Source organism: Sporomusa sp. 246TCP1 (genome assembly GCF_057319775.1).
The window spans coordinates 1923130-1945670 of the sequence record NZ_CM170492.1 but is presented as its reverse complement, the minus strand read 5'-3'; the positions used below and the strand labels follow the sequence as shown (position 1 = coordinate 1945670).

Sequence of the window (22541 nt, the reverse complement as noted above, 5' to 3'; positions counted from 1 at the left end):
TTAGTCTTACTCCTCTGTATTTTTGAAAATATCTTCCAGTTTTATTTCAAACTCAGGAAAAATGATAGGGTTTATGATATTCTCGCGAACAAAATACTCTGGCTCTCTGTATTTAGATAGTTGCTCATTCATATAAAAGCGAGTAATTATTTGGTTCGCTGAATCAACGATCCAATATTCAAAAACTCCGTTTTGTTCATAGAGCCGACGCTTCCTAAGAACATCATGGCTGGCTGTAGAGCGGGATAGAACTTCAATTATTAAATCTGGAGCGCCTTTGCAGCCTTTCGGAGTGATTTTTGACTTATCACAAATTACCGTAATGTCAGGCTCTACAGCATGTGTGTTCTTTTCGTCTTTTGTATTCTTGTCAAAGGTTACTCCAAAGGGAGCTATAAATGCCTCACAGGGCTTACCTCTAAGGTAAATAGTAAACTCAACAAACAGTCTGCCTGCAATTCGTTGGTGCTCGGTAGAAGGGGGAGACATAGCATAAGCTACACCGTTGATAATCTCCCATCGCTCATCTTCAGGCCAGTTCAGGTAGTCAGCGTATGTATATACTCTATCGTTCTTAATGGCATTATTGCCCATGCTGCTCATCTCCCTAAAACATCCTTTATATATTATATCAAATTATTGGTAATTTACAAAGAAGTAAAGAACTGTCGCCAAACGCTCCAAACTCCATATATTATAATATATTACTTTAAACTATGAATGAGGAGGTCTACTTATGGGAGGAAGATTTGGCTGCGGTGGAGGTGGCAGTTTTAGTTGGATCATAATAATCATTATTATTATTTTGTTATTCTGCTGCTTTGAAGATGATTGTAGTCCAACCTGTTAGGTAATTTGTTCAGATCAAATTCATAATGAGATATCGGAACGAACTTGTAATGCATCGCTGAGCGATGCCTTACAAGTTATCCTCAAAACATTTTATTCAATGGATTATTTTTAAATAAATTACCCTGTTCGATATATCTACGTACCATTTTTTCAGATTTATGGCGTGTTTGCTGCATTATTGAACGTTCGTCAACATCATGTTGGGCTGCACTCGTGGCGAATCCTCGTCGGAGGCTGTGTCCAGCAAAATTATCTGGGTTTAGACCGGAAAGTTTGGTATATTTCTTTACAATGATTGCCACAGACTGATTTGTTAATCTTCGATTACGAATTTGTTTATATTTATTTAAAGGACGGAATAGGGGACCTGAATCTAAATTTGCTCTATGTATCCAAGATTTTAAAGCAGTAACCGCACAGATATCCAGATTTGAGCTGTAGGGGATGGCTACCTGTGCACCCTGGCCTAGCTGATCGCCTTTAGATTGTGCTACCAGAATGATTACACCTTCTTGCGTAAAAGTTAAATCTTCAATATCAATTTGAACCAGCTCAGATCGGCGAAAAGCACCCATAAAACCAACCAGCAACAAAGCTTTATCTCGAATTCCTGCTATATCTGTATTATCAAAGTAAGATGTAATATTTCGCAAATCTTCCATTAAAATTGGCGCTTTGCCTCGTTGCAGAGTACCTTTTTCACGTTTGATGGCATCCAATGCATTTCGAACAAGACCACCGCGACATGGATTATTGTCAACACATCCAGCGGCTTTATGATTTTCCGAAATAGCGCTTAAGCGTCGAGATACCGTATTAGCTTTGGCATGATCAGCTAAGTCATTAATATAATTGACAATAGTTTCGGGTTCCGCAGGTAAAGCTTGCAAACTATGATATGTACACCAATCATAAAAATCCATCCAGTCAGCTTCATATGCACGTAAGGTATTATCCGATTTAGATTTTTGTAAGCGTTTTTTGCTTTTTATTGATAGCTTCTTGTTATTTTGAATAAAATTATTTTTACGTAGTACAAAATCTTTATCATTGCTATTCATATCAGACTCCTCAAAAAAAACATTCTCAACTAGTGATAACTATAAATTATCATTAGTTATAAAATACTTGAATTTATATGGTTTATACGTTTTAACTATCGCATATTTCCTTTATATCTTAATGCATCTTTATCTTAGTACGCGAGTCAAGGCTCCCGCCTCTACAAGCAGCATTTATTCAGGTGGAGTAGACTCTCCACCTGAATCCCCAATGTTTCATCTTTGCTGAAACGAGTTCACTGGTACTATCTATTCGTATGATATGCCTAGAGCTACTCTGGCCCAAGACCCAAGAAGGGAACTCGCCGAAAGAAGAGCTACCGTAGTTAGCCTACCATATTTCTTTCCAATTGACCATACCATATGCTGAATATTTATGGATTTTGTGCCTCTTTCTGTTTTAAATTTACATAATAAATATTATCGGACATAAAATTTATTAATTTATAGAAAACTAATTTGTTTTTACCACTAGATTGCGTTGAAACCGTGCTGCCGGACGGCTCTTCATTCCCAGCGCAATAATGCCAGCAACTATTGGAAGCAAAAATAGGACAAAAATCGCTGCCGAAAGACCACAAATATCAGCGATACGGCCAATTAATACTACAGCTAGACCGCCAATTCCTCCCGCAAAACCCATAGTCAGACCGGCGGCAAGTGCTTTATTGTTTGGAATAGCTTCTTGTGCTGCTAAGACAGTTACTGCAAAACTAGAAAGCAATGCAGCTCCAGCTAAAGCCAAAAAAATTGTACTTAGCAAGCCTTGAGTATAGAGAAAGCCAAAAAACAGCGGTGTAGAAAAAACTAGCGAACCAACAATAAGTCGTTTACGTCCATAATAATCAGAAATAAAACCACCAATTACGCCACCAATGGCACCTGCTGCCAGCATAATTGTCATCAAGTGCCCTGCCGCAATATTTGATACATTCTCTGATTTGAAATAAAGTGGAAGCATTGTTAATAGTCCGGTATAGGCTAAGGAGCGAATTGCTATAACTCCAATAATGGCTACAAGTTCCCTGCCTGATGATTTTAACGATTGTACAACAACGGAAAGTGACGGAGTTGTACCTGATAATATGTTATTTTTTGGTGCAAAGAATGCTAATATAATTGCAACAAGCAGGCCGGGAATTACAGTTATGACCGTAGCTTCTAATCCATACGTCTGAAATAGAGGAATTAAAATAAGTGGTCCCAAAGCAAAACCAAAATTTCCAAAAGCTACGAAGCCAGATAGTAAGACCGCTTTACGGTCACCACTTAAGACGTTAACCATAGTAGATGCCTGTGGATGAAATGCAGCCGTTCCGAGTCCGGCTAAAGCCGACAAGGTAACAAGTAACCAGTAATTTTGGATGATTCCTGTTAAACTTAGCATAACTGCCATCCACAACGTTCCTACATAAACAAACCATCGTTTGCCTGCCCGATCCAAAAAATAGCCAAACAGCGGCTGAAAAAATGAAGATGTTATTGTAAAAGCCGATATTAGTATCGCTGCACGTGTAGCCGTAAATCCGGGATACAATACTACTAGAAACGGCAGCATTTGGGGTAGATAGTTACTGTAAAAGTCATTTAACATATGAGATATTGATAATATTCCGATCTTTGAATATTGAACAGATTGATTGCGACTCAAAAAAATCACTTTCCTTTCAGCTTCATGTATATATATATATATATTTGATTACTACGTTTACCGTTCAATCCATTAATTTCCTAACAATGGACTTCTGCTAAATTTACGCCATCAAAAGCAACATCTTCTCCATGACGCAATAGATTAGCTTTTTCTTGAATTTTTGTGAATAACTCAATAATTTCCACGACTTGATCCATATAATAAAATATAACTTCCTTTCTTCTTTGTTAATTTTGTTGACATGGAAACAAAATAATAATACCAAATTTTTGTTTCCACGTCAACAAAATTCGATATGTTTTGGTAATCTAACTACTATGATTAATCTCGCCTATTAGTGAACTCGTTTCAGCATAGCTGAAACATTGGGAATTCAGATGGAGAGTCTACTCCACCTGAATTAACGCCGCCTGTAGAGGCGAAGTCTTGACGATAAAAAATCAGCTCACGTGAGCTGATTTTTTATTATTACCTCAATTAAATTTAAATAATTAATAATTAGTGCTATTCTTAGGTTTAGGTTGCTGGGCTGAAATCTTAGCTCCAACACGTATGATCCTGTCAACAGGTGAAAATTCATCGATTGCCAACAGTTCCTGTTTAACAACTTGCCCGTCGACTTTTTTAATACGATAGGTAGATACCTGAATCCCTCTTTGTCCTTCTTCTTCTACAATTTCTTTTCCTAATTCAAGCTGCTGATCTTTTAAGATGATGGTATTCGGCTCTAATATCTTTTTATCTGTAGAGACTATATAAATTTCAGGCTGCTTTTGGATTTGTTTTCCCCAAATATTTATAGTAAGCCTACTCCCCGATACTTCACTAGTAATATAAATATTCTGAGGTAGAGTATTCTTAAACTTAAAATCTAATTGATTATCGGCAACGGTTGCATCCTGTCCCAGAGGTACATACCCAGGTGGATGAAAATGAGCTGTTCGTTCTTCAATACTTAAGTCAGCTAATAAAACAGCATTGTACAGGGTACTACTAACCTGGCATACTCCTCCCCCCCAATCAGGTACTAAAATTCCGTTAATATATCCAGGAGCTTTTTTATAGCCAAATTGGGGCAACCGTAAGCCTACAGCATCATTAAAAGAAAATACTTCACCTGTTTTCACCAGCAAACCATTAACACTGCGAGCTGCTAAAATCACATTTTGCATACGGTTTTGATCCCAAGGATCAAAATGCGTAATATAAGAAGCAATTACTCCATCAATTTCTGCGAAATCGCTAGCAACTACTGACGGTATAAAGTCGTTGACCGGTATTGTAAAGGTAAAAGTAATCTTAGTATTAAGATTATCAAACGCCAACGCCAGAGTTTTAGCTAAATCAACTTTATGTCCGACTATCTCGGGAACGATCTCAAAATTTTCAGCTAATTTTATCCTGGCATTCTGAGGTTCTTTATTAATACTAGTAGCAATATTGGCGAAAATACTTTGAATTTTTGCTTGGTTATACTGGAAAGATAATGGCAGTATATGTCCCTGATTTACCGCTAAATATCTTTCTTTTAAGCGATTAATAATGTTACCGGTCCGTCCAATATCATATGCCTGCTGAGCTAATTGTTTTGCTTGAATACTAAGGTCAATGTCTTGTGCAGAAATTGTCCATTTTTGATTTTGATATACTGCTGTAATCACTGGTGTTTTTGCAGTCCGTTCTTTAAATGTAGTCGCAATCTTTTCCTGCGCTTGCATTATTGATAAACCGCCAACGTGAATATCTCCAACAGTGACTCCGTGGTAAATTTCATTTTTGACTAAAAAAGCTGTATTAGCCGCAATCATACTTACTGAACTAAATAGCATTATAATAAGTAAGAAAAATAGTATGTTTGCATTTTTTGATGTTACAGTCTGCACAAGGCATAATCAATCCCTTCGTTATGGTAACAAACCCCCGCCGATATGCCGATATAGCGGGGGAATCTTGGATACTATTGGGAATACTATTATTGAATGTTCATCGACAGTTCAACAAATTTACCGGCAAGCTTTGCTTTTTGCAAAACTTCCTCAGTAATCTCATCACCCTGATCAACAATTAACATTCCATTATCAGTCTCAATCCGACGAGCAGCTTTCTTGCCAAGTAAAAACTTACGATGTTTGTCATCAAATTTTTTCGCAGAATCATCAACAGGCTGTTGCTCTGCTTCACGAGCTTCATTAGCTGGAATTGGATCAGCAACCTCAACCTGAGGAACAGGTTGAGGATCGAGTTTAGCTGCTGGAATAGGTTCAGCTTCAGGCTCAACCACTGGTTCTGGTTGAACAGGTACAGTAGGGATAGTTTCAATAACTTCAACACTGTTAGCTGCAGATACAGTACTTACCTCATCACTATCGGAAACAATTAAGACCTCTTTACCAAACGTAACTATATTTTGTGCTGGAAGTTGAACAACTTCACCGTCTGTTTTTTCTAACTCACAAGTAATGATTTTACCTGAGTTATCAACGATAAATTCATTAATTTTACCTTGAATTTTTCCGCCTTTAGTAAGCACTTTGGTACCAATAATTTTAACACCGACTTCAAACATTTTTTCAAACTCAGGTTGTCCGGTAATAGCTATGATATCACTGCTATTATTAATAGTAACGGCAGATTCACCAAGACCGGCAATTGCAGTGAATGGTAAAAGCTTAGCACCTAAATACCATTTACCATCATCAATAACTAATGCAGCTATTGTACCATTAGAATAGTTAACAAGAAGCTCTTTAACATTACCCAATTCTTTACCTTCGGTAATGCTAATAATTGGTTGTCCCATAATGTCTACACTTTTTTTCATTTTATGACCTCCATATATCTCTTAATAAATTAGATATTACCTACACTACGCCACTCACGAAATTCTTCATCAATCTGCTTTATTATCTGTGGCGGAATTTTTAAAAACGGTATGTTTGCAAGGCTATTTTGGAGTAACACATTTTTAATAATACGTAAATAAGCAATTGTACAAACAAATTCCTGTTCCATCATTTCGTCTTGCTTGGTTTGAGATAAATTACGACCATCCCCAAATACCCTAATGGCACCATCGTAGTCTCCTTTGTTTTTTAATATATTACCAATTTCAACGACGAGAAATGGAGCAGCTTCACTATTTGGATATAATTTCAATGCTTTATTAAAAGCATTGAATGCAATTTCATAATTTTGACTTTCTTTATTTAAAAAAGCAAAATCAATCAAATCATCTAATTTCTCGGATTCCAACTGGTTAAGATCTACCAGTTTATTGGATTTCACTATTGAATTTGTTTCCTCTAAATTGAAATCAGATTCGCTAACTGCAACAACTTGAGAATCTGATTTCGATTTAGCCGCCTCCTGCAAAGATAATTGCTCTGGGGAAAGCGCACCATCAGCTGGCATTAATACATTCTCGCCAACTGTCACGTCAGAGATTTGTGGCGAAACTTCTGTATCTTCCCCACTCTCATGATTATCCATGAGTGGCTGCTGCTCAACTAATTCATTGAAATCAGATTCGATAACTGGTGCAACAACTTGAGAATCTGATTCCGATTTAGCCGCCTCCTGCAAAGATAATTGCTCTGGGGAAAGTGCACCCTCAGCTGGCATTAATACATTCTCGCCAACTGTCACGTCAGAGATTTGTGGCGAAACTTCTGTATCTTCCCCATTCTCATGATTATCCATGAGTGGCTGCTGCTCAACTAATTCATTGAAATCAGATTCGATAACTGGTGCAACAACTTGAGAATCTGATTTCGATTTAGCCGCCTCCTGCAAAGATAATTGCTCTGGGGAAAGTGCACCCTCGTCTGGTACTACTACCGCCTCACCAGCTGTCACATCAGAGCTTTGTGGTAAAACTTCTGCATCTTCCTCATTCTCATGCCTATCTCTGAGTGGCTGCTCAACGATAAGGTCTTCAGAAAGACCAATACTTTCAGCAGTCGAACCCTTACTTACTGGTTCCGCTACATCAGCTTCAATAACTGACGTAACAGCTAGAGAATCATCCTGATTGGGTTCTTCCTGAGTCATCATCTTAGCTGTTATCTCAGGCTGGATTAACGGTTCAGCCTGGCAACATGCACTTTCTGCCTCAGTGTCGAGTTTTTGCTGCGGCGAAGGTTCATTATCACATCGGGCAACAAAGTAAGCAAATACCACTGAAAAAATTGCCAATACAGCCAAGGTGCCAGGTAAACCGGCAAATCCCACAACAATTTTGGGTAAAACCAGGCTGATAAACATGGCACATACTGCACATAACAAGAGCGGCTTTATTCGCAAGCCAAGCCCAAATAGGTTGTTTGCCACCTTATAGACAATCAGCGTTGCAATGAAAATAGCAACCGAACTGGCAATTATATATTCCACGATAAACCACCAAAAGCTACATATTTTATCCAAGTCATAACAAGCCATAATAAGTCATACTTTTACTGTATTCGACGCTTTAGACTTTTTTCCTGTCATAAATGTATTCTATTTATGAAATGTACGAAGAAATACCTAAATTACATGTTTATAATAGCATTCGCTGCTCCTAGAATGCCGAGTGCAGCATGCTCGAAGGTTAATCCACCCTGGAGGTAGATGATATAAGGCGGACGTAACGGACCGTCCGCACTAAGTTCAATTGATGAACCTTGAATAAACGTCCCGCCTGCCATAATTACCTGATCAGTATATCCCGGCATCGGGCCAGGTAGTGGCCGTACATGTGCATCTACGGGAGAATATTGTTGTAATCCCTGGCAAAATGCAACCATTTTCTCCGGTGACCCAAGTTCTATAGCTTGAATAATATCGCTTCGTAATTCGTTAAAGTGTGGTAACGTTTTATAGCCCAGCAAATCAAATAATATGGCAGCAAATATGGCTCCTTTTAACGATTGCGCCACAACATGAGGCGCTAAAAACAAACCTTGATAAAGTAACCGGCTATCAGCAAGACTAGCGCCCAAATGTCCACCCAAACCCGGTGCTGTTAAACGATAGGACGCCATATCTACTAATTCTGCTTTACCGGCAATATATCCGCCTGATGGCGCTAGACCACCGCCCGGATTTTTAATTAGTGATCCTGCCATTATATCTACACCTGCTGCTGTTGGTTCAATGGTATCCACAAATTCGCCATAACAGTTATCCACAAAGCAGATACAATCCGGCTTGTGTCTCTTTATTTCAGCACAGGCGGCACTAATTTCACTAATAGATAATGGTTTTCGCAAACTATAACCCCGTGAACGTTGTAGCAATGCTATCTTAGTATTACTTTTAAGATAGCCGGCTATTGCATTAAGGTTGATTCCAGTTGGAGTCATCGGTATCTCCTGATAGGTTATGCCACTTTCTATCAGTGAACCTGGGGTATGAACTTTTTGGCCAATGACTGTCTGCATGGTATCATAGGGTGTACCTGTAAGAGCCAGCAACTCATCCCCTGGACGCAACAAGCCAAATAAGACACAGGCTAGCGCATGTGTCCCAGATACAAATTGAGTACGCACCAAAGCCTTTTCCGCTCCACATAGCTCTGCCCATACCGCTTCAAGGCGATCGCGTCCACTATCGCCATAACCGTAACCAGTTGTTGTACGAAAAAGATACTCGGAAATTTGATGATTGCGAAAAGCCTTAAGTACCTTGGCTGTATTACTTTCTGATATCTCATCAATGCTCGCAAATAGCGGCCGGGCCTGTTCCATGGTTTTTGCTTTTAACGCCATAATCTGATCGGAAAATAAATTCATTAATTACACATCTCCTACTACATACTTCTTAAACCGCTCCCAATATTCCGGTGATAAAGAAGCAGAAACATAAATTCCTTCTGCCTGGTATTCGACTGAATTTACAGTAGCAACGGCATATAGTTTGGCCATAAAACCACTGTCATCGTAGGGTATTATTAGCCTTGCATCAATACTTGTTGCTTTAATACTGCCTTCTATCATGGCAAGCAGCTTATCAATATGGGTTCCTGCAACTGCCGATACGGCAATACTGTCGGTTTGCCGGAGCATACGCTCAATTACATATTCATTGTCTATTTTGTCTATTTTATTGAATACTGTTATTACTGGTTTGGTATCAGCTCCCAGTTCTTTGAGCACTTGGTATACAGCGATACTTTGCTTTTCAAATTGTGGATGACTGGCATCAATAACATGAAGCAGTAAATCAGCCTGCACTACCTCTTCCAGCGTACCACGAAATGCCGCTATCAACTGATGGGGAAGCTTTTGAATAAATCCAACCGTGTCTGTTAGTAATATTTCTTGCCCACCCGGTAATTTAGAACGCCTTGTTGTTGGATCTAATGTTGCAAACAGCTTGTCCTCTGCTAATACTTCGGCAGCAGTAAGTTTATTAAGCAAGCTTGATTTGCCGGCATTGGTATAGCCCACTAATGCTATTGTGGGAATTTCAGATGCCTGACGCCGTTCACGGTGCAAAGACCGATGGGCTTTTAGGTTTTCAATTGCTTTTTCAATATCACTGATTCTTGTTCTTATTCGCCGCCGGTCAACTTCTAGTTTCGTTTCCCCTGGTCCTCTAGTACCAATACCACCACCTAAGCGTGACAGCACCAGCCCCTGGCCGCCCAGGCGTGGCAGATTATATTTTAATTGGGCCAGTTCAACCTGTAACTTACCCTCATGAGAGTGCGCGCGTTGGGCAAAGATGTCCAATATTAATGCTGACCGGTCAATTACCTTAACACCTAATGCTTGCTCTAAATTGCGTTGTTGAGCCGGTGAAAGTTCGTCATCAAAAATAATAACATTGACGCCCAACTCCTGGCGAATAAGACTAATCTCCTGAACTTTGCCGCGACCAATATATAAAGCAGCATCAGCGCGACTGCGCTTTTGCCAAACTGAACCTGCGACTTCAGCGCCTGCTGTCTCAGCCAATTGTGCCAGCTCACTAAGCGAATCGTTAACATCCCATTCTCCTTGCCGTTCAATGCCAACCAATAGAGCTTTTTCTGTTTGCCCTATAGTTGAACTAACATCTTTAGTTTCCAACAATTGCTCGATTTGGTTGGTGAGATAGTTTAAATCGATCTGGACAAACTCCGCTAATGACAATGGCCCCACTGTCTGTACTTCATAACTATCAGGACAATGCCCTGAAATAAAACCAAGACTAAATTCAAGGATATTTTCTCTAACAGCTAAGGCGACCATGATATCAAACCGCATTTTTTTTAGTGAGGCCAGATCAACACTACTTAATTGACTGTCTCCACCTGGATGAGTATGTATGCAGCGAATACCGCTCAGCCGGTTTAAAGCGCGTCTTCCATCCGTTTCCGGCAGTGGCACGGTCTTAGTATCGCCAACTGCCACTTGAACAACGTTTCCCCGTCTATTAATATATACCGCAATTTCCTTGTTTAACTGTTCGGCAATAGCCCCCATGGCTTGTGCCAATTCATCCGTAATTGTCTGACCGAAGGGAACTGTATATTCATATAACTGTTCTAAATTCTCAATGATTGTTTTTTTTAAGCCAGTCTTTTCTCCATATATCTCAGGCAATCAGCAAACACTCCTAACTTCAACCTTAATTTTGGTCATTTAATATTGTACAACACTTTTGTTATAAAGTATTCAAATCCCTGCTAAAATTTTCAGGATTGCTTGTTTTTGTCCAGCATTCAGCACAAATAGTGCATTTCCCTTCCTCTAAAGATTGCCGGCGTAGTTCTAAGGGCAAAGTGGCGGCTGCTTCCTGATAACCTTTTTCCCAGCCATGATGCTTTCCTAGAATGTATCCTAATAAAAAAGCAGCTAGAATACCGAATATAACATATATTATCATATTCGCACCGTATTATTAAAACGAAATGATAATATATAAACGATAGCCGTTCCGGCTAGTGTCGGGGCAAATAACCTTTCATCCAGCCAAAAAGCTGCTATGGTACAAAATAACCCTACAAGTAAACATTCCATTTTACCATATCGATTAGCAAAATTACGTTGACCAGATAAATTGTCACTCTGGGCATCAATATAGTCATCAAATAATTGGATAGCAAATACAAAGCTTAACGAAAATAGCATAGTATTCCAGCCAAATAATACCAGGCCAACAGTAACGGCAACAAGTGATTCCTGAAATCCGTTTAAGCGACTGGGATACTTATCGCGCATAGCACTAAACATCCCAACAATATAGCTGCCTAAAAATAAAGACAGAGCCAAAGGTGCATTAATGCCTGCTGACAGGGCTAACAAAAACATAGCGTACACCATCGTCCCTTTGTCAAAAATCTCGGCCCAGTTAGTTTTCCCTGCTATAGCATCATATTCCTTATCCAGGTAATCATCGGCTAGTTTTACTGCAGCTGAACAACAGGCAACCGCTGCAATAGTAGACAAAAATTCAAATATTTCTGGCCACACAAGCCTTCACCTCCCTAAAACCCTGACTGTATAACGCGGAAATGGGCATGATCCTTGCTTTAGGAAAAGCAGCTGCCAGATGAGGCAGATTATTTTTGGCAGAACTTAAATCATATTTATTTCCAAGCAGTACATAAGATTTGCAAATCATACCATAGTTATAAAATTCATAATCAATAGAGGATTGTTTGGAAAACGCTTTATTGATAAGCGATAAGTCCACTACATGCAAAAGCAGGTCAACCGAACGTAACAAACCGATAGTTTGTGCCATCCCCTTACGAATTCGTTCATCAGCATGTATTTGTTCGCTGACACCACAAGTATCGGTAAGCTTAAAATTCACGGTTGCTTTGCCCACTTTCATATTTAGGAGCATGGACTGTAGAGAACATGTTTTATGTAAGGTGCTGCTGCATAATTCCCGTTTCGCTTCTTCGATGGAAAAATGCCGGCAAGTCATTAAACCATCATATGTCCGGAATGTAACGTCAATATTTTTTGTTCCGAGATATCCGGCAAAATTTAAGGCAAATAAGGTTTTGCCAGAATTAGGACGACCGATAATCACACATTCCCGCATGGTCCCACCCCCATTAAATCAGATGGTTCAATAACCATCAATTCTTCCCTGGTGGTAGAATGTTTGCTTATTAATCGAACAGCCTGCCGCCGAATAGACTTCTCAATAATGTTCCGTACCGTACGGGCGTTGCCAAAATTATCGTCACTGTTATTTGCTGGAGGATTAAGCAAAGTCAGCAATGCAATTTTGGCTTGGCTAGTAAGCTGATATTGACGCGTTACACACAGTTGTTCAGCGATTTCCAGTAATTCCTGTTTGTTGTAATCGGGAAAATTAAGATGGATAGGAAACCGTGAATGCAGACCTGGATTTGTTTGTAAAAACTTTTCCATTTCCTTTTGGTATCCCGCCAAAATTAAAATGAATTCATCTTTATGATCTTCCATGGCTTTCACCATACAATCAATAGCCTCTTTACCGAAATCTTTTTCTCCGCCTCTGGCCAATGAATACGCTTCATCAATGAACAATATTCCTCCATAAGCTTTTTTTAGTTGTTCACGCATCTTTTGGGCTGTGTGACCTATATACTCACCTACTAAATCGGCCCGCTCTACTTCGATAAGATGTCCCCTTGACAGTACTCCCATCTCCCGGAATACTTTGCCCATAATTCTGGCTACCGTGGTTTTTCCAGTACCGGGATTTCCCTTAAAGATCATGTGCAACACCATTGGTTCAGTATTTAAATGTTCTCTTTCCCGACGCTTTTGAATTTCAATAAAGGCATATATTTCACGAACTAACTTTTTAACTTCATTAAGGCCAATCAGGCTGTCTAGTTCGCGCAGTATATTTTCGATACGCTGTTCTACAGTAAAGTTAATATCATTCACATAATCGCTGGCAAAAGCAGTACTATCTAATTCACGCAGTTTCTTAAACGCTTCGATAGGAGATATTTGGCCGGATTCAACTGCAGTTACTATATCTTCAGGCCACTGGCAATTCATAATTATCACCCCCACAGAGGCTTCGTGGTATATAGTATACGCCGCCGACGCTTAATGGTGAATGATTTCTTTGCCAATTAAGCACCGAAAGCTCCAACGGGTAGAAAAGCTACCCAATTGGTAACCTAAACCCCCAGACCCCGCCAGGATTGGATACAATCAACCAACCGCTTACCAGCGATTCAAGCCACATTTAATAATGTAAAAAGAGGGTTGCTCTTACAGCAACCCCATTGTGTGTTATGATTTTCCCCAAACCACTTCTCATAAATCTTATAATATTTTTTCAACCTTTACCTCTATCCTTAATAACGAAACGCCTGTTTTATTGACTTGCAATCCGCAACTTCTTCGCTTTAATGACGCCAAATAGACCTTCGCCAGTTCCTTGTTTAATTTCTTGCAATTGGTTATCCAAGTTAAAAACGGTCTGTTTTTCCTCGATAACCGAAAATCCAGCCAATAACAAATACTGCTTTATCTCTTGGGCAGAGTGAAAATGGGCATGTTTATATGACAAACTGGTTTGTTTCTTTTGGTCATAAATCTGTCCTAAAGGCGTTTCCCGGTCAATGAAAGCTATGAGAAAGAATTTGTCTTCGACCAAAATCCTCCAGGCTTCCTTAAATGCTTGCAGAACATCACCGAGAAAGCAATCCACCGTGACCATTAGCGCAAAGTCATATGTCCCAGTTGGAATTGGCAAATTTTCCGCAACCCCTTCGCAGACATTTATCCCTCGCTCAATGGCTTTCTGACGCATTTTTCCCGAAGGTTCAACCCCCTCTTTTATGCCAAGTGCCAACGCAAACAGACCGGTTCCCACGCCGATTTCAATGCCTGTTCCGCCGGAAGGCAGTAATTGTTGAATTGCTGATACCTCGGATTGAAAAAGCTGGTTATTTTCCATGAACCAAGCCTCATATGAATCTACCTGCGAATCGAAACCTTGTTCCTGGCCCATATTTTATTCTTCACCTCCATCTCTCCTAGCAGAATTAAGATGTTCATTTAGAATCTTTCTGTTTAGAAATTACGATTGAGTCTTTCATTAGCTGACTGCCCTCTAAAGGCACATTCCTAAATATTTCGTCATTAGAATTATCATCTCTAACCCTCTTGGTACTCAACACTTTGCGATAGTGAATAAAGGAGCCTTTCGATCCACACTCTGGACAATAGGTATTATCACTTCGGTGGCGATTGGCTTTCCAAGAAAATAAATTAAAGTGAAGCCCGCAGTTCTGGCAAATAAATCCGTTTACAAATACCCCCTCACGTTCTTTTTCTTTAACTCCTACGGGTCTGTTTTCTAAGACAGGTATTGGCTGGTTTTCTTGATTAAAATAGTTGGCATCATCTTTCATAATGTAACCTCCCTAAAATAGATTTATCATTTACAGATACTTAATCTAGGGTAACTATGCTCTATTTACAATAGATGATAATTTCTTTACCTTTGCAAGTTCGCTTTGAAAAGCTCTGTGGCGGGGATACTTGCTCCTGTATTTTTCTAGCAAAACCATGGCTTCGTGTTTCTCTCCTCTCTGACTTAAACCTTCTGCCGCAGCCACCAGCAAGTTTACCGCTTTTCCATAGCTTCCCCGATACTGATTGCTCACAATAGCATCGACACGCTTTCCGGTTTCGAGCACGCACCATTTTATATAACAGTCCAATTCGTCTTTACTGAATGGTCGTAACGTTTTCGTTGCTAAGACGATCTGTCGGTACTGTTCTAGATGATCTTTTTCTTTACTTGAAGGAAAATCTACAATCGCACTCGCTAATTGCCCTGACAGTACAGGCGAATAGGATTTTTCCTCAACCAATACCGACAGGATAAAGGCAATAAAGGCGGGTTTCGGATTTGTTCCACCAGACCATCCTAACGAGTCTTTGTTTTTGCACAGTTCAAACACTTGCTCATATTTGCCGCCAAACAGCAATACATGAACCCATACATTGTCCGGTACATACGCCTTTCTCAGCCCACCATTCCACTCCATATCAACCTGTTTTTTGACTTTACCCCGAAGTTCCCTCATTTTGTTTTCTGTCTCATGCTGCACATCTTCAAAACAACCATACTCTATGGCTGTCCCATACAACTTAAGCAAATATTCCATGCTGGGATTGGCTGAAAAACAGTGCCTGTATCCTTCTAATTTTAGCGCATTATCGTGTCGTTTTTCTCCCAACCTCACTAATTTTACAGCAATGTCAGACCGCATGACATAGTCGCAGGGTATATTAGCCAATGCTTCCCTAACAACTTGAATGACCACTTCTTCATCGCCGTTATTCTCAATCGCCTCAATCCAGTCCAGATAAGCAGCCGGAAAAACGCCCGGATTTTCTTGGGCAAACTTGGCGATAGCAGCAACTCCGCCCTGTAATAAAACGGCCTCCCGCAATAATTTGCTAATATGCCCAGTTGGCTGTTTTTTTAGAAAACTAATCCATCTTAACAAAAAATTGCCCCACTCTGGCAAAACGGTGTCGCCAGCATTCACCATATCGTTAAGCAAAATCCCGTGTGTCAGATAACCATACTCCTGGATTGCTCCATATAGGTATTCCGCGCGCTTTTCTGTACTGGTATTAAGATACACTGCCCTTAGCAACAGCGCCACTTGCTCTGTTATATCCACAGACAGCAAATTATTGTAATCGGAGTCACCCGGCAGATGCCCGGGCTCCTCACCCATGGCAAGTATTTCAAAAAGCTTTTTATACATTATTTCCGCCAGTTGGGAATTTTCCTGGAATAAAAAATCCCGGGCTTTTAGAAAAAAATCATCCATTTCTTCAGCCCAGCTTTCATCACCCCAGTCCCGCTCTTCACCAAGAGTCTCATCCCAGCCCCAGCCGTCACAATAGTCACCATTAGCAACCCGTTCTGCAAAAGACATAATTTCTTCAAAAATATCTTTTCCCATTTGTTCGCTAAGCTTAGTTTCCTGTGAACTTATTAGCTTAACCAGAAACTCGCATCTTGCTGTAGGCTGTACTTCACTGGCCCATTTTGCCAATAGGCTCCGCAAATCTTCTGTTGACATTTTATCCAAGCGGCTGTTCACTTGTTTCATAAAATCTTGATAGTTCAACATAATCTCCTTTCATATTAAACCCGTGAAATTACACTTTGACTGATTCCTGTCAATCCGGCAATATAAATGCCCATACCTTTTATATTTTCGATTATACCATGATACAAAACGCACTCCAATGCGTTTCATAATGCAAGATAAATTTTTTCTTCAGTTTCTTTGATGACCAAATGAATATGATTGTCCATAAGGCAATATCCATAAACAACATAATTGCAAATCATTTTCTAACCTTCAATTAGTCTTTTGGAATATTCTTGCTTCAGTAATCATTTTCTAATATCTCAACAAGACAATTCCGGCAACAATAAGCACTGATGCTAATAATTTGTAGAACGTGACTTTTTCCCCCAGAAATATAATTCCTAAGAATACGGCAACCAGAGGAAAAGCAGCGACAATCGGTGACACACGCCCCACTTCCCCAAATTTCAAGGCATAATAATAGGCGAGTTGACCCAACAGCGCGGCGCAAATTCCTTCCAAAGCTATGTACATGGCGTTTTTAGCGGTCATTTCGGCCACTAATCCCCATTGGCCCTTGATGGTTACTATTACCAAGAGTAATAGACTGATAATCACACTGCGTACGGTAAGGGCGGCCAGAGGCTGAACGCCCCCCAGCCCGAGTTTTCCGAAGATCGGCGCAATACCCCAAAATACCATGGCAATTCCAGCCAATAAATATGCATTTAGCATTCATTCTCAACCTCTTCTCTGGATATCAAGGCTAAATAATTCTAAACGGTGGGTATCACAAATTGCTTTGTTCAATGTCTTCCTTGAATATAAATGGTATTTATTTCTCGCACAAGTTAACTACCGGAACTAATACTCTGCAACCGTCTTTTGCAGAAGTCAAAAAATAATATTTTGGTGCAAGGTCATATGCAAATCTATATCCATACAATTCCGGCTTGTAATTTTGAATGGCATTATCCATTTCAGAATGCGCACCGCCATACCAGCTTTCATTTTCATAAGGCGCACCCTGAAACCAAAGCATTTTTTGTCCAGCCAGTTCAATGATGTCGCAACCTCCCGGAATAGACGAATTATAGTCCAATGGCACTTCTACGGCACAGCCAACTTTCGAAGTTCCTTCGGTTATTAAATATTCCGGCAAAATAACAAACGAAACTTTATCTATACGGTTTGGTACTTTTTCTAAAATGTCCCAAATATCACACCCGATTTCATCGCAATAGGTAAAATAGTCAGTAGACAAAATTCCGCGTTTAATAATCAATTTGCGGGCTGGTTTTGTGATGAAAGTTGCGGTAATTGTTCTTGCTTCACTCATAGTATTCATTCCTTTTGAACGCAGTAGTAGATAGTAATAACTCATAGGAGTTGGAGCCAAATAGTTGTTGGGAAACATCTCTCGTATATATTCGAAAACTGTTTTATTCAACAACTCTTTGAATATCCGCAAAGAATGTCTTTTTGAATATCCTGCTTCGGAGCATATATCATCAATGGTTAATTCAATATTAATATTTTGGTGAATATAATCCTGCATACGTATTACAGCTTTTATCGGCTCTGATTCAGTCATTTCCTACCTCCACTATAAGTATATAGCATAAACATTATAATTTCTCGAACTGCATTGCCATTTTCACCTAACAAGTCATGTTATTTTCACATTTCTTTTCAGTACATAACAAGGATGCTCCCACTATCCCTTGTACGCAACTTCAGGTTGCACACATTGCTAAAAAAGGAAATGCAAATTGGTGTACTTACATTTTTTCATCTGTCATAATATATTCATCAAATGCAAAGGAGAATAATGATATGAGCTTTGGACAGAATTTGCAGTTCCTCAGAAAAATGCACAAGGGGATGACACAAGATAAATTAGCAGAGAAGATGGGAGTATCCCGACAAACTATATCAAAATGGGAAATGGATTCGGCTTTCCCGGAAATGGAAACGGCTATTGAGCTGTGCAAACTATTCTCTTGCTCTTTAGATGAACTGTTGCGTGGAAATATGAATTCAGATAGTGATGCATATACAAATATCAGATTGGAAGAGTTACCGTCTTTCAAATATGTCAGATACGCAGTCATCAGCGGAATGCCAGAAGATGATGCTGTAAAGCATGTAAACGCTTGGGCAACTTCTTGCGGGATAGAGCAGCCGGAAATCATCGGATGGGATTTTCCGTTTGTATCTCAGGAACAAATCAATGTGTATCATATGCACGGTTATGCAGCTGCATGTATTCTGCCACCAGGCTTTCATTCAACTTGCACAGACTTGGAAATTATTACGCAAGCAAGTCAGCGGTATGCGGTTATCACAATTAGCGAACCATTTAGGGCAGCATTCTCATTGATTCCAAATGCATATAAGACGCTTATGCGATATATAGAAGTAAACGGCCTCCAGCATAAACAAGCAAAAGAAATCTTACCTTGTTTTGAGAAGGTATATGAAACAGACGGCGTAACTAATATGGATGTATATATTGCGGTCGCCTCTCCTTATGGTCTATAGTCTCTTATACTACTGGAACGTCCCTTTCGCAGTAGTATATGTCATACTTTTACAGATTAATTAATATCAACTATAGAATTCTCATTTCATAAGCAAAACGCAGCATATAAGGGAACCGTTTTTTTACCAGACTCAAAGCCGAAATTCTTTGTTGACAACTTAATGGCATACTCCGGTTTATAATTTTGAATATAGATGGCGAGGCTTTTCGACTTTGTATTATCAGCAGCTTTTACCTCAATCGGAATGATATTCCCATTCCGTTGGATAATAAAATCAACTTCTGCGCTACGGTTAGAGGCCCAATAATAGCTGATGTACCCATTTGCTGTGAGCTGGCAGCATACATAGTTCTCAACCATTCCGCCTTTAAAATCGTTCAGTTCGTCCGACAAAAACAGCACATCTTCCGGAACAATATCCTTTTTCGCGCACAAGAACCCCACATCGGAAACATAGATTTTAAAAGAATCAATATCACGATAATTCTCCAGTGGTTTCTTTGGCTGTTCGGCACGATATATTTTCGTTACAATACCAGAAAGTGTAAGCCATTCGATAGCATTTTCAAATTCGGATGCTCTGCCACCTTTTTTCATCAACTTGTATTGAAAACGGGTATTCTGCTTTGAAAGCTGAACCGTAATATTATCATAAACCAGGTGTGTTTTCTTGATTTCATTTGACGTATTGTATTTGCTCATATCATTAAGATAGCTCATCAGAATCGTATCCTGCGTGTGCCGGACGAGAACAAAGTCTTTTGTTTCCAAATATTTATTGACGCAATCCGGCATCCCCCCGACCACCAGATATTGGCGATAGTATTGTAACGCCGCTTCATGTAGAATGGAAGGCAACGGTGTATCATGATCGAAACATTCTTTTATTTGACTGACAAGATCCTCCTCTCCATAGGCAAGCAAAAATTCTTCCAAATCCATCGGATGAAGCGTCTTGATATCCACTTTCCCCACTGGGAACGAAAATTGTTCACGATTGACAGCAACACCCAACAGACTTCCTGCAACAATCACATGATATTCTGGCGCATTTTCACAAAAGTATTTGAGTGAGGTTAAGGCCCTCTCACAAAGTTGAACCTCATCCAGAACAATTAGCGTTTTTTCCCTGACAATCGTCTGATTAGCCAGCCGGGAAAGTATCGGAATAAGGTAGCTTGGTTCCAAGCTCTCGGCAAAGGTTTTAATAAGCTGCGGATTGGTTTCAAAATTGAAATAAGCAACATTTTCATAGTGCTCACGGCCAAACTCTAGCACAGAATAGGTCTTCCCTACTTGTCTTGCGCCCTGTAAAATTAGTGGTTTCCGATAGGGGCTCCTCTTCCATTCCGTAAGATATTGCATTATTTTTCGGTACATAACGAGCAACCTCCTTGCAGTTGTTGTCAATAATATAATATATTTTACTGTAAAATTCAATAAATTTATTCATAAATTAACACTAAATTACACATATAAATTACTAAATTCAACATTTTTTAAGGAAATATATAACGGAGTATGGAAAATCCATACTCCGTTATCGCTGTTCCACTTTCAAAAATACTAGGAAAATGTTCGTATCTTTTATGCCAAACTCGTTTTACCTATTTTATCTAACACGCTAATGGTTATCATAGACAAGTTTGAAAGATTTTCCTACGCTGCGGTTCTTCTTCGATTTGGATTACCTCATCAATATAGGTGAAATCCGAACGCTCTCCGTCCACACGTTGTAGGGTATACAGGTATTGCCGATTTAAATCGTACATCAGCAGAAATTCTTGCCCAGTTTCATCAATTAACAGTTTAAACTGGACGAGGTTGATCTCTGCACATTCAATTTTTTTACCTGGTGTATACACCGTTACCATAATGAATTACCCTCCCTTTTTTACTACGGAGGCTTTCTATACCCTCCTGTAATCGCCCATTAATGGGAAATTTTACAGGAGGAAATTAAAAAGGATCACAAATGCAGAATTATTCACCCTACACATGCGATCCCATCGATACTTGCAACAGTATCAAGATACAGAGGGTACAACCAAACCTGTATCTTGATATGAATCAAGCGAATATTGCATGCAGTCGCACAGCTCTCTGCCTTTCGCGACAATCATTACAGCCGAATTGTCAAAACTTGTAATCAAGCTGGCAAACGGGTATAATAAGATTGTCGTCGTGAACAGTTCGCTGTTACGTGTAGGTGTCTGTGCACCTGCTCGTGCCTATAGGTGTCCTACCACCTATGGGACACGGCGACTCTACTTTTTAATTTCCATCCTTTTCTAATAATAGTGCTTTTTTACACAGAATGCAAGTATGTGAAGAGAAAAAATCGTTTTTAATACTGCTCAACAAGTAAGGTTCATTAGAAAACTGCTCATAGAGCCTCTCGCAATCCTATCTATCCATGGTCTTGTTGCTCAAGCTAAATGTTTTCATTAGCATTTAACGAATATTCGAGTCATTACTACTACCAGGTTTAAGCAGGCATTTGATTAAGAGATTTTTGCTGTTTTAATTACTTTATGTTGACGATGATTTTGTAAAATATTACAATTACATATATGACACATTTCTATAATGTTGCAGTACTGATATTTATATAATATGCAGATTGGAGTTAATAGAGTGCTGGATTTAGACTGGGAACGCTCAACACCAATTATTGATGTAAAGACTGAAGAATTGAAAAGTATATTTACTGAATATGACAATACATTAACTATCACAGATTTTAAGGCGATACAGATTGGATGTCGAAATAGCAACTTTGTAGTTGGTACAAATAAAGGCAAATTTTTATTAAGGACAGCTAATAGTAACGACCTTAATAATGAAACTATGGCTTATGAATTAGTAAAAGATAAAATAAACGTTCCGAACCTATTGTTTCACACCACGAAACATAAAGCAAATATTTTTATATAACAGTATATTAACGGCGTCTCTTTGCAAAAGCATATTATAGAAAGCAATCAATGTGACCATTCTTTGCTGGAACAAGTAGCTAGAGCCGCCGCGATCATACATAATACTCCCAAAGAAAAAACCATAGGACTTGCAGAATTTGATGTGCCACCCTATGCAATGTGGTATCAGTGTTTTTTAGATAATCCAACGGTAAGAATGCGAGTAGGCGAAGAAATACACGGCAGGATAAAACGGTTGGTTTTAGAAAAACAAAAACTAATATCAGAAATTGATAGCTTTAAATCATTTATTCATTGCGATTTTCGACCTGCAAATATGCTTGTTGATGAACATAAAAAAGTGTTTTTTGTTTTACCATTCGCAATGAGAATTCTCGTATAAATAAGAATAAAGCTTTACAGAAACAAAAATATCAGGAACTAACTGATGCAAAT

General features: G+C 39.3%; 21 protein-coding genes. 3 read left to right on the top strand and 18 right to left on the bottom strand.

What is annotated here, in order from left to right:
- Nucleotides 1–6: 6 nt before the first annotated feature.
- The 16 genes from AC1ECB_RS09665 to AC1ECB_RS09590 all read right to left on the bottom strand — a co-directional run bounded on the left by AC1ECB_RS09665 (nt 7) and on the right by AC1ECB_RS09590 (nt 18215).
- A complete protein-coding gene (locus AC1ECB_RS09665) occupies nt 7–594 on the bottom strand; it encodes a Uma2 family endonuclease (protein WP_485668497.1) in 588 nt (195 codons plus the stop codon).
- Nucleotides 595–932: 338 nt separating this feature from the next.
- Nucleotides 933–1913, bottom strand: a complete 981-nt coding sequence (locus AC1ECB_RS09660; protein WP_485668496.1) for a site-specific integrase — start codon at nt 1911–1913, stop codon at nt 933–935.
- Between the two features lie 454 nt (nt 1914–2367).
- Nucleotides 2368–3564, bottom strand: a complete 1197-nt coding sequence (locus tag AC1ECB_RS09655) for an MFS transporter (protein WP_485668495.1) — start codon at nt 3562–3564, stop codon at nt 2368–2370.
- Nucleotides 3565–4058: 494 nt separating this feature from the next.
- The gene (locus tag AC1ECB_RS09650; protein WP_485668494.1) at nt 4059–5450 is read right to left on the bottom strand and encodes a VanW family protein; all 1392 of its coding nucleotides are present in this window, start codon (nt 5448–5450) and stop codon (nt 4059–4061) included.
- 89 nt (nt 5451–5539) lie between these two features.
- The gene (locus AC1ECB_RS09645) at nt 5540–6388 is read right to left on the bottom strand and encodes a PRC-barrel domain-containing protein (RefSeq protein WP_485668493.1); all 849 of its coding nucleotides are present in this window, start codon (nt 6386–6388) and stop codon (nt 5540–5542) included.
- 29 nt (nt 6389–6417) lie between these two features.
- On the bottom strand, nt 6418–7956 hold the full coding sequence (locus AC1ECB_RS09640; RefSeq protein ID WP_485668492.1) for a hypothetical protein: 1539 nt from the start codon (nt 7954–7956) through the stop codon (nt 6418–6420).
- Between the two features lie 140 nt (nt 7957–8096).
- Nucleotides 8097–9338, bottom strand: a complete 1242-nt coding sequence (locus AC1ECB_RS09635; RefSeq protein ID WP_485668491.1) for a methionine gamma-lyase family protein — start codon at nt 9336–9338, stop codon at nt 8097–8099.
- Nucleotides 9339–9341: 3 nt separating this feature from the next.
- A complete protein-coding gene (gene hflX / locus AC1ECB_RS09630; RefSeq protein ID WP_485668490.1) occupies nt 9342–11135 on the bottom strand; it encodes a GTPase HflX in 1794 nt (597 codons plus the stop codon).
- A gap of 279 nt (nt 11136–11414) precedes the next feature.
- The gene (locus AC1ECB_RS09625; protein ID WP_485668489.1) at nt 11415–12005 is read right to left on the bottom strand and encodes a hypothetical protein; all 591 of its coding nucleotides are present in this window, start codon (nt 12003–12005) and stop codon (nt 11415–11417) included.
- A complete protein-coding gene (locus AC1ECB_RS09620) occupies nt 11986–12588 on the bottom strand; it encodes a GTPase (protein WP_485668488.1) in 603 nt (200 codons plus the stop codon). Before AC1ECB_RS09620 ends, AC1ECB_RS09625 begins: the two co-directional genes overlap by 20 nt.
- Nucleotides 12573–13544: a stage V sporulation protein K gene (gene spoVK, locus AC1ECB_RS09615; RefSeq protein ID WP_485668487.1), complete on the bottom strand. Its 972-nt coding sequence runs from the start codon at nt 13542–13544 to the stop codon at nt 12573–12575. The genes AC1ECB_RS09620 and spoVK overlap by 16 nt, the downstream gene beginning before the upstream one ends.
- 325 nt (nt 13545–13869) lie before the next feature.
- Nucleotides 13870–14508 (bottom strand): class I SAM-dependent DNA methyltransferase, encoded by a 639-nt coding sequence (locus AC1ECB_RS09610; RefSeq protein ID WP_485668486.1) that lies wholly within the window; start codon nt 14506–14508, stop codon nt 13870–13872.
- Nucleotides 14509–14551: 43 nt separating this feature from the next.
- Nucleotides 14552–14911, bottom strand: a complete 360-nt coding sequence (locus AC1ECB_RS09605) for an FmdB family zinc ribbon protein (protein ID WP_485668485.1) — start codon at nt 14909–14911, stop codon at nt 14552–14554.
- Between the two features lie 54 nt (nt 14912–14965).
- Nucleotides 14966–16657 carry a hypothetical protein gene (locus tag AC1ECB_RS09600; protein WP_485668484.1) on the bottom strand — a complete coding sequence of 564 codons (1692 nt, stop codon included), beginning with the start codon at nt 16655–16657 and terminating at the stop codon, nt 14966–14968.
- Nucleotides 16658–16933: 276 nt separating this feature from the next.
- The gene (locus tag AC1ECB_RS09595) at nt 16934–17356 is read right to left on the bottom strand and encodes an EamA family transporter (protein ID WP_485668483.1); all 423 of its coding nucleotides are present in this window, start codon (nt 17354–17356) and stop codon (nt 16934–16936) included.
- A 100-nt stretch (nt 17357–17456) separates the two neighbouring features.
- Nucleotides 17457–18215, bottom strand: coding sequence for a hypothetical protein (locus tag AC1ECB_RS09590; protein WP_485668482.1), 759 nt, complete (start codon nt 18213–18215; stop codon nt 17457–17459).
- Nucleotides 18216–18457: 242 nt separating this feature from the next.
- Here AC1ECB_RS09590 and AC1ECB_RS09585 point away from each other — a divergent pair, with 242 nt between their 5' ends.
- Nucleotides 18458–19165, top strand: a complete 708-nt coding sequence (locus AC1ECB_RS09585; protein WP_485668481.1) for a helix-turn-helix domain-containing protein — start codon at nt 18458–18460, stop codon at nt 19163–19165.
- An 86-nt stretch (nt 19166–19251) separates the two neighbouring features.
- Here AC1ECB_RS09585 and AC1ECB_RS09580 read toward each other — a convergent pair whose 3' ends face one another.
- Nucleotides 19252–20547, bottom strand: a complete 1296-nt coding sequence (locus AC1ECB_RS09580; protein ID WP_485668480.1) for an ATP-binding protein — start codon at nt 20545–20547, stop codon at nt 19252–19254.
- Nucleotides 20548–20801: 254 nt separating this feature from the next.
- Complete coding sequence (locus AC1ECB_RS09575) at nt 20802–21041, bottom strand: hypothetical protein (RefSeq protein WP_485668479.1); 240 nt, start codon at nt 21039–21041, stop codon at nt 20802–20804.
- 763 nt (nt 21042–21804) lie between these two features.
- Here AC1ECB_RS09575 and AC1ECB_RS09570 point away from each other — a divergent pair.
- Entirely contained in the window at nt 21805–22104 is a 300-nt protein-coding gene (locus AC1ECB_RS09570) for a hypothetical protein (RefSeq protein ID WP_485668478.1), read from the top strand.
- A 63-nt stretch (nt 22105–22167) separates the two neighbouring features.
- Complete coding sequence (locus tag AC1ECB_RS09565; protein ID WP_485668477.1) at nt 22168–22488, top strand: phosphotransferase; 321 nt, start codon at nt 22168–22170, stop codon at nt 22486–22488.
- Nucleotides 22489–22541 lie beyond the last annotated feature (53 nt).